Genomic DNA, 8,428 nt, shown 5'->3' on the forward strand with positions numbered 1-8,428 from the left:
AACCACATCTCCAACGTTATGCAAAAATTGAATGTACAAGGCCGTTCGCAAGCGGTTGCCTTTGCTGATCAAGCTTGGGGAACTGAAGATATAGACGGGGGATGCGATTAAGCGTTAAGCCTTCTTTGGCCAAGTGGCCGGGGAAGGTTTTTTGTTGCGTCGAAGTGAGCTTCTAAAGCCAGGAGGAGTGTACAAAAAGAGACACCGGATGTAAAATGGCATTATTTGCGTCCTCCTGCCGTGATGGAGGAATGCTTACACTAAACGATATGGAGGATTGCCGGATTGATGAAGTACGGAACGATGAACAAAATATTGCTGCTGCTGTTCACAACACTTCTCGCTGTATTGGCCGCAGGCTGCGGTTCTTCCAATGAAAAAAACTCGCCTGACGCGGAGAATACCGGAGCGGGTGGAGAGACGCCTTCGTTTGCTTTGGGGATGCTCCCTTCGCTTGACGCCATCCCGTTTATTATCGCCCATGAGCAGGGCTTCGACCGCAAGCGCGGAGTAAATCTCGACATTCAGACCTTCAAAAGCGCCAAAGACCGGGACGCGGCCTTTCAGGCGGGTAAGCTGGAGGGGCTCAGTGCGGACCTGGTTGCGGTCGCCATTTATAATAACGCCGGACTGGATGTGAAGATCGCGAGCACCACCTTCGGCGAGTTCGATCTGCTGACGGGAAATGACGGGATTAAGGAGGTCAAGGATTTGAAGGGCAAATCGCTTATTCTGTCCAAAAACACTTCTACCGAGTACACCGTCGCCACGATGCTGAAGCAGGCGGGTCTGAGCGAGCAGGACATTCAAGTGACCGAGGTGCCGCAAATCCCGACAAGACTGGAGCTTCTCAAAAATAAAAAGGCCGACGCGGCTGTGCTTCCGGAGCCATTTGTGACCATGGGCAAAGCCGCCGGCCTGCGGGTACTTGGCTCCACACACTCGGCCGGAATCCAACCGTTCGTGCTTGCCATCCCGCAGAGCGCGATCGACGCCAAGCCGAAGGCCATTCGAGCGATGTACGCAGCCTATGACGACGCGGTAGCTTATATGAAATCCCATGACCAGAGCGAATATATGGACACGGTTATCAAAACGGTAGGTTATCCCGAGACGCTGAAGAGTCAAATCAAGGTGCCCGATTACGTTCCGGCAGCCCAAGTCGATGCGGAGCAGGTCGCGGCGGCTTTTGCCTGGACCAAGGAGAAAGGGCTGCTGACCCGGGAGCTGTCTCCGGAGGATGTGATCTCCGATGTCCAGTTCAAGCCGTAACGACGGGCTGCGCATACAGGGGCTGACCATAAGCTACGCAGAAGGCGCGCCTGCCCTTGGACCGGCCTCGCTGCACATTCCGGAGCATGGCATCTACACGCTGATCGGCCCATCAGGCTGCGGCAAATCCACGCTGCTGCGAGCCGTTGCCGGGCTGCTTCCCGGGTTTGTCGGAGACATTACTTATAACGGGCAGTCCGTGCATGGCAGGAAAGCTCTCATCGGGCTAGTGCCGCAGAGCTACGGCCTGCTTCCCTGGAAGACGGTGGCCGCCAATCTCCGGACGGCACTTGCGGTCATTCTGCCCGGAAGAAAGCGGAAGGAGGAGCGGGAGGCGCGGATCAGCCGCTGGCTGGAGGCCATGGACATTGCCGATCTGGCCGGACGCTACCCGCTCTCGCTGAGCGGAGGACAGCAGCAGCGGGTCGCGGTTGCCAGGGCATTCGCGCTGCTGCCGGAAATTATGCTGCTGGACGAGCCGTTCTCCGCGCTTGATGCGATGACACGCGAGACGCTGCAACGCCTGTTTCTGGAGAACTGGCGGACGCGTCCGGTCACGGCCTTATTTGTGACTCATGATGTGGAAGAAGCGATCCTGCTGGGTGAGAAGATTGTCGTAATGGCGCCTGGCGGCCGGCGGGAGCTTGATATTATCGACAATCCCGTTTTTTCGCTAAAGCATGAAGACAAGCGAAGCAGCGCGGAATTCTTCGAGCAGACCAAGCGGATCAGAAAGGTAATGCGGGAACAATGGTAAAAACAACGCGCTATCATTATATTTTACGGATATTGCTCGTATTTCTGGGGATCAACGCGGTCTGGTATGCCGCCGCTCTGCTCATCGACATGCCGATCCTGCCGCGCCCCAGTGCCGTCTACGAGTCCTTGCTCCGGCTCGGGTATGCGGAGATGTGGCTGAACGTCGGATACAGCCTGTACCGCGTCTTTGCGGGGATGCTGCTCGCGCTTGCGCTTGGCCTGCTGATCGGGCTTCTCATGGGACGCTCGGCATTCTGGAACCGGTTGCTCGATCCGGTCGTCTATTTGACGTATCCCGTGCCCAAAATCGCCCTGCTGCCCGTTGTCATGCTGTTCTTCGGACTTGGGGAAGTTTCTAAAATACTGATGATCGTGCTCATTCTGATCTTCCAGATCATTATCTCCGTACGCGACGGCGTAAAGGCGATTCCGGGCACCGCCTACGAGGTGCTGTCCAGCATCGGAGCAACCGCGCTGCATAAATTTTGGCATGTGACGCTGCCCGGCGCGCTGGCGGTTATTCTCAGTACGATCCGGATTTCACTCGGGACTGCCATTTCGGTGTTGTTCTTTACCGAGATTTACGGGACGGAGCACGGAATGGGCTTCTTCATTATGGATGCCTGGCAGCGTCTCGACTACCCCGGAATGTATGCGGGCATTCTGCTGTTCAGTCTTGTCGGCTTTATTCTTTTTCTGCTGGTTGATGCGCTTGACGGCATCTTTATGAAATGGCGGAGATACTGAATTATACTCTAAGACCGTGCGCTGAAGAGATGCGAGCTTAAGCCTTCTTTCGCCCTATCCTGGGGCGATAGAAGGCTTTTTTGTGAATGATAGATATTTTATATGGAAAATAAATGAAGATATCTTTATAATTACAAGGAATTGAAAAAAGGAGGATGAGATTTTGAGGAAAAAGCATATCCGTAAGCCGGGCTTCACGGTCAAATCCGCAGTAACCGGAATGGTGGCGTTTACTCTCGTAGTGCCGGCAGGATGGGCTGGCGCCGCTTCTTCTTTCGGAAACGCTGCTACAGTACCCGCCTCCATTGAGGTAGCTGCAGATAAATCCCAGAATACCGCAGCCTCCACGCAGGCAGTTCAAGCGGACCCCGCCAAGGTCAAGTTTACAAAAGAGCAGGCGATCTCCAAGCTGAGAGCGTTGTTTCCTATTTTGGCTGATGCTGAAGTTTCGAATGTGGAATTGGGTATCAACAATATACTTCCTGCGCCGTCCAATCAAATGGTGTGGAACATTCAGTGGAATTACCAGACGGGCACTGGCGGATATAGCTTCAATAGCCAGATTGATGCCCTTAACGGCGACCTGATCAGTACATATCTTTATCTTCAGGGCCGTCAGCAGAATGAGAACTATTATCCCCCAGCAATTACAAGGGAACAGGCGCTGGAGAAGGCCGAGACTTTTATCGCCAAAGCGGTTCCTTCCCTTTCCGTTAACGATTTGGAGCTTCAGGAAGGCAATGATTATTCGAGTAATCCGGCGCTTTTCGGTCCCGTACAATACGGGTTTAATTTTAGCGTGCTCAGAAACGGCATACTTTCCCCTCTTGAAAATGTTACCGTGATTGTCGCCGCGGACGGCAGTGTAAGGCAGTTCAACAAGTCACCGGAGCATTGGAGCTACCCGGCGGCTTCGGCATCGGTTTCGAAGGCCACGGCCGAGCAGACCTTCAGCGGCCAGTTTGACGTTGAGCTGGTGCTCCTGCCTGTGTACAAGAATGGCGTAACCAACAACTGGACGCTGGGCTGGCGGCCGACCGAGCGGGCGCTATATGCCATTGACGCCGCAACGGGCAAACGGCTGGACGTTCTCGGCGCTGAGAGCACGGTGACAGCCGCTGTATACAGCGATGTTCCACAGGCTGCCAATCGCTTCGTTCCCAGAACCGGGGCTACAGAATTGACGAGCGATGAAGCGGCCAAGCGGGTGAAGCAGGTTGTCTCCATTCCTGTGGCGAGAAAGCTGGTATCCAGTTCGCTTGGCAGCGATTACGGAAACACCGACCGAAAGGTTTGGCGCTTGAACTGGCTGGACAACGAGTCTCTCAAGACCGGTTATCCCTCTCAGTCCAGCGCCGAGGTTGACGCCGTTACCGGGCAAATTCTGAGTTTCAATGAAAATCGATATCCAGCTCCGGCCGACGTCAAGGGAGCGGACAAATCGAAGGGCAAGGAAGCTAACGTAACGCAGCAGCAGGCCAAGAAGAAGGCGATTGCCCTGATTAACCTCCTGTATCCTGACGCTGCCCGCAATCTGAAGCTGGTCGAGCGGAAAGACAGCGGCTTCGGCGAAGGCGCGGGCTTCAGCTTCCAATTTCTTCGTTTCTACAAAGGAGTCCCGGTTGGGGAGGGCGGTGTAACGCTTGTATTGGACCATACCGGCGCATTAAAGATCTATAATATTCCTAGGACAACGGATCTTGAGAAGGCCGGAATCGACTTGTCCCAAGTGAAGGTTACGAAGGAGGAGGCGCGGGCTCAAAGTTTAGACCGCTATAAGGTGAGGCTGCAGTATGGAAGCTTCGGAGGCTATACCACCGCCGGTTATACCAACCCGAAGATCAAGCTGGTATATTCGCCTGTGCCGAAAGATTCCTCGTATGCGCCGGAAATTATTGACGCGGTAACCGGCAAACTGACCACCCAGTTTGAGGTTCTCGGTCAATCGAAGAAAGACCCTTCCGCTTCCGACATCCAGGGACACGCAGCCGAGCAGGCGCTGTCGACATTGGTGAAGTACAATATTCTGGTACCGGATCAGGATGGCAAGGTGCACCCGGACGCCGAGATTACCGCCGGAGATTGGCTGGCGTGGATAGCCAAGGCGGTTATGCCTTATTATAGAGGCTACAATGATGGAACCGAGCCCAAGCCGGTTGCGGGCGTAAGTCCGGAAAGCCCATATTACGATGCGGTTTCCTACGCTGCGCAGAACCAGTGGATCGATGCGGGCAGCACATTTCAACCGGACGCCAAGCTTACCCGTGAGGGATTGGCGGTACTCTTGACCTCGGTTGTCAAATACAGCAAGATTTCCGCCTTCCTACAGGCAGATCCGGCATTGACCCAATTCGGGGATGCCGCCTTGATTACGCGCAAGGGTGAAGTGGCGGTAGCTGTGAAGCTCGGGCTGCTCCAGGGAGAGAACGGCAAGTTTAATCCGGGCGACACCGTAACCAAAGCCGAAGCGGCCGCGGTCCTGATCAAGCTGGTTGAACTTCAGGGCAAGACGGACCAGGTGATTGGGCAGTCCATATACTAATACAGCAAGCGGAAAGCTTCAAGCCGTCCGGCGAGAGAAAATTCTCCTTCGCCGGACGGCTTTTTCCTATGAGAACCCACTTGTTTTAATTAAAAAAATTTGGGACAATAAGATACAATTGTGAAAGCCCTGAAAAGAGGATAAATAAATGAGCAAAACTTCTATCTATGGTTTGACCTTTGATCAGCTGACGGCATGGCTGCTGGAGCGCGGGCACCGCAAATTCCGGGCACAGCAGGTATGGGACTCACTGTATATAAAGCGGGTAACGGATTTTTCGCTAATGGAAGATGTGAATCCGGACGTCTTGCGGCTGTTGGGTGAGCATTTTTCCATCCGGACCTTGAGCGAGCACATCAAGCAGGAATCGATAGATGGCACGGTGAAATATCTGTTCCGGCTGCCGGACGGAAATTTGATCGAGACGGTTTTAATGCGGCAAAAATACGGACTGGCGGTATGCGTAACGACCCAGGTTGGCTGCAATATCGGGTGCAGCTTCTGTGCAAGCGGACTTTTGTCCAAGAGCCGTGACTTGTCCTCCGGAGAGATTGTGGAGCAGATTATGCAGGTACAGCTGGATCTGGACCGGAAGGGGAGGGATGAAACGGTGAGCCATGTTGTCGTTATGGGCATCGGGGAGCCGTTTGACAACTTCGAGAATCTGGTGGACTTTCTGCTGATTATCAAGAATCAGAAGGGGCTGAACATTGCCGGACGGCATATCACCGTGTCAACCAGCGGCCTTGCGGACAAAATTATTGAATTTGCCGACCGCGAGCTTCAGGTAAATCTCGCCATTTCCCTGCATGCGCCCAATAATGAGCTTCGCACGCGCATCATGAAGATTAACCGAGCCATTCCGATCGAGAAGCTGATGCATGCGCTGGATTATTATTTGGAGAAGACAAAGCGGAGAACGACGCTGGAGTATATTTTGCTGCGGGATGTAAACGACCAGCAGGAGCATGCTCTGGAGCTGGCTGAGCTGATCGGCGGTTATGGCCCGCTCGTCAATGTAAATCTGATTCCGTATAACCCGGTGGATGAGCATAGCCAGTATCAGCGCAGCGACCGGGAGACGGTCCGGGCTTTCTTCGATACGCTGAAAAAACAGGGCGTGAGCGTCAGCACCCGTCTGGAGCAGGGGACGGACATTGATGCGGCCTGCGGGCAACTGCGCAGCAAGCAGATCAAGGCGTCGGCACAGGGGTGAACGTTCTCTCCAAATTTTTTAAGTTAGATTAACTTACAAGTATATTACACAAACCTTTCATCCCCCTCTATTGACCAATGGGGTTCTTCTATAAGGAAGGCTTTGCCCAGGCTGCCTCTCGACATTATTCTCAAAAATGACCTCGTTCTCCACCTTGCTGTGGATTTCGAGGTCATTTTAGGTTGTTCTCTTATGATGCTTATTTTCCCAACTGCTTATTCAGTTCGCGAACCGGATTGACGCCTTTGTCCTCTTCCGCGGTATGCTTGCTCGTGAACCAGCCGATCGCCGCGATAAGGACGAGTACGATATAGAACGTTGCCTTCCACCAGGTGCTGTGGGCGAAATGCTCGGACAATATGCCAAGCGAAGGATGCGCAAGTGTAATGACGGCCAGCTTGACGCCGACCCAGCCCACGATGAAGAATGCGGCAATCTCAAGTCCCGGACGGGAATGGAGAAGCTTGACGAAGAATGAGGCGGCAAAACGCATGATAACAAGCCCGATAAAGCCTCCGGCAAAAATAACGAGGAACACGCCTCCGTCTAGTCCGCCGATCGCGGGAAGACCGCTTGGCGGAAGAGCTACGGCCAGAGCGACCGCGGCGAGAATCGAGTCGACGGCAAAGGCGATGTCAGCCAGCTCTACCTTGAAGACAGTTAGCCAGAAGCCGCCTTTCTTCTTGTCCGCGTCCTCCTTTATGCTGCTTTCCGCAGCTTCTTCCGTGACCGGCTTCCTTGCTGCAATGATCTTGCGAATGATGTGATTGGCCGCGATAAACAGCAGATAAATTGCTCCGATCGCCTGCACTTGCCAGATATCCACCAGGAACGAAATGACGAACAGCGAACCGAACCTGAAAATAAACGCCCCGAACAGCCCATAAAAGAGCGCCTTTTTCCTCGTTTCCTCGGGAAGGTGCTTCACCATGATTGCCAGCACCAGCGCATTGTCTGCGGCGAGCAGCCCTTCCAGCCCCACAAGTACAAGCAAAACCCAACCATACTCCAATAATAATCCCCAATCCATTGTTGTTACCTCCCTCGCGTTTATGATGACCCAAAAGTATATAAAAAAGACCTTTACCAAACAGATCGAATTCAAAAAAAGAATCAATCTGAATGGTAAAGGTCTCGCTAACAATAAATAATTGCCAATAAAGCCGGAGAAACAATTACGTTCTCGTACTGACGACTTTATTTAACAGCTACTCCCCTTTACGGGATATTCGGTTCAGTTCATTTCGCCTAGAAAGATCATATATTAGTTGAGAAACATTGTCAACAGTAGAGAAATTTAATTGTTCCCTCTATGATATGTAGTTCAATCCGCTAGAGTCGACATCCTTTTTGTCGGAACAGGGGGATATATGTAGAAACCATTCAGTTAAACCACTGTAAAGGGGGAGTAAAATGACATTGATTTTCAATGAAAACGGGATATGAAAACGTAAACATGAGACCTAAATGTCAGATAACTTAACATATGATTTGACGAAACTGCAAACACGCTGAAATACCTTAAATTTTCTCGTTTACGCTAATTGACGATATACGGGATTGAAAATATGATGAGTGTACAGCAAAGCTTTTCAAGCAAGGTTGAGGTCAGGATAACTGACATGTCGGATGTAGGTTATCTAACAAATAACCTAATTTGAATCTTACCCAAGGAAACCGGCTGTGAAACATTAAGCAGCTGACATTCCGCAAAACTTAGGCGCATGCTTCCGACGCGGGGAATGATGCGAAGTATGCGCAAGGGAGTAGAACTCCTCATTACTTTAAGGAGGTGGGAAAAAATGAAGCCGCAGCCGACGTCGTGTTCATCAAGTGCAGCAGAGGATGATATCAGTCGCCACCCTTGCTACAGCGAGGAAGCCCATCGGTTT

The 8,428-nt window shown here is 52.4% G+C and carries 6 protein-coding genes and 1 pseudogene; 6 read left to right on the top strand and 1 reads right to left on the bottom strand.

What is annotated here, in order from left to right; translation table 11 throughout:
• From L692_RS33570 to rlmN, 6 genes and pseudogenes are all read left to right on the top strand, one after another.
• Window positions 1-94 (top strand): annotated as a pseudogene (locus L692_RS33570) (helix-turn-helix domain-containing protein); the annotation flags it as partial.
• Between the two features lie 194 nt (window positions 95-288).
• Complete coding sequence (locus L692_RS0116005) at window positions 289-1,272, top strand: ABC transporter substrate-binding protein (protein ID WP_084463224.1); 984 nt, start codon at window positions 289-291, stop codon at window positions 1,270-1,272.
• Window positions 1,253-2,029 carry an ABC transporter ATP-binding protein gene (locus L692_RS0116010; protein ID WP_036724023.1) on the top strand — a complete coding sequence of 259 codons (777 nt, stop codon included), beginning with the start codon at window positions 1,253-1,255 and terminating at the stop codon, window positions 2,027-2,029. The genes L692_RS0116005 and L692_RS0116010 overlap by 20 nt, the downstream gene beginning before the upstream one ends.
• A complete protein-coding gene (locus L692_RS0116015; RefSeq protein WP_025701144.1) occupies window positions 2,023-2,778 on the top strand; it encodes an ABC transporter permease in 756 nt (251 codons plus the stop codon). Before L692_RS0116010 ends, L692_RS0116015 begins: the two co-directional genes overlap by 7 nt.
• Window positions 2,779-2,941: 163 nt before the next feature.
• Window positions 2,942-5,320: an S-layer homology domain-containing protein gene (locus L692_RS0116020; RefSeq protein WP_025701145.1), complete on the top strand. Its 2,379-nt coding sequence runs from the start codon at window positions 2,942-2,944 to the stop codon at window positions 5,318-5,320.
• Window positions 5,321-5,468: 148 nt separating this feature from the next.
• Window positions 5,469-6,536, top strand: coding sequence for a dual-specificity RNA methyltransferase RlmN (gene rlmN / locus L692_RS0116025; RefSeq protein ID WP_025701146.1), 1,068 nt, complete (start codon window positions 5,469-5,471; stop codon window positions 6,534-6,536).
• Window positions 6,537-6,735: 199 nt separating this feature from the next.
• Here the strand turns inward: rlmN and L692_RS0116030 are convergent, their stop codons facing one another.
• The gene (locus tag L692_RS0116030) at window positions 6,736-7,566 is read right to left on the bottom strand and encodes a TerC family protein (RefSeq protein ID WP_025701147.1); all 831 of its coding nucleotides are present in this window, start codon (window positions 7,564-7,566) and stop codon (window positions 6,736-6,738) included.
• Window positions 7,567-8,428: the final 862 nt, after the last annotated feature.

The organism is Paenibacillus forsythiae T98 (assembly GCF_000520735.1).
In the GTDB taxonomy this organism is placed as follows: domain Bacteria; phylum Bacillota; class Bacilli; order Paenibacillales; family Paenibacillaceae; genus Paenibacillus_AQ; species Paenibacillus_AQ forsythiae.

Bases quoted from the DNA above. Each gene is read 5' to 3' on its own strand.
- L692_RS0116005 (WP_084463224.1), top strand. From the start codon at position 289: ATGAAGTACGGAACGATGAACAAAATATTGCTGCTGCTGTTCACAACA.
- L692_RS0116010 (WP_036724023.1), top strand. From the start codon at position 1,253: ATGTCCAGTTCAAGCCGTAACGACGGGCTGCGCATACAGGGGCTGACC.
- L692_RS0116015 (WP_025701144.1), top strand. From the start codon at position 2,023: ATGGTAAAAACAACGCGCTATCATTATATTTTACGGATATTGCTCGTA.
- rlmN (WP_025701146.1), top strand. From the start codon at position 5,469: ATGAGCAAAACTTCTATCTATGGTTTGACCTTTGATCAGCTGACGGCA.
- L692_RS0116030 (WP_025701147.1), bottom strand. From the start codon at position 7,566: ATGGATTGGGGATTATTATTGGAGTATGGTTGGGTTTTGCTTGTACTT.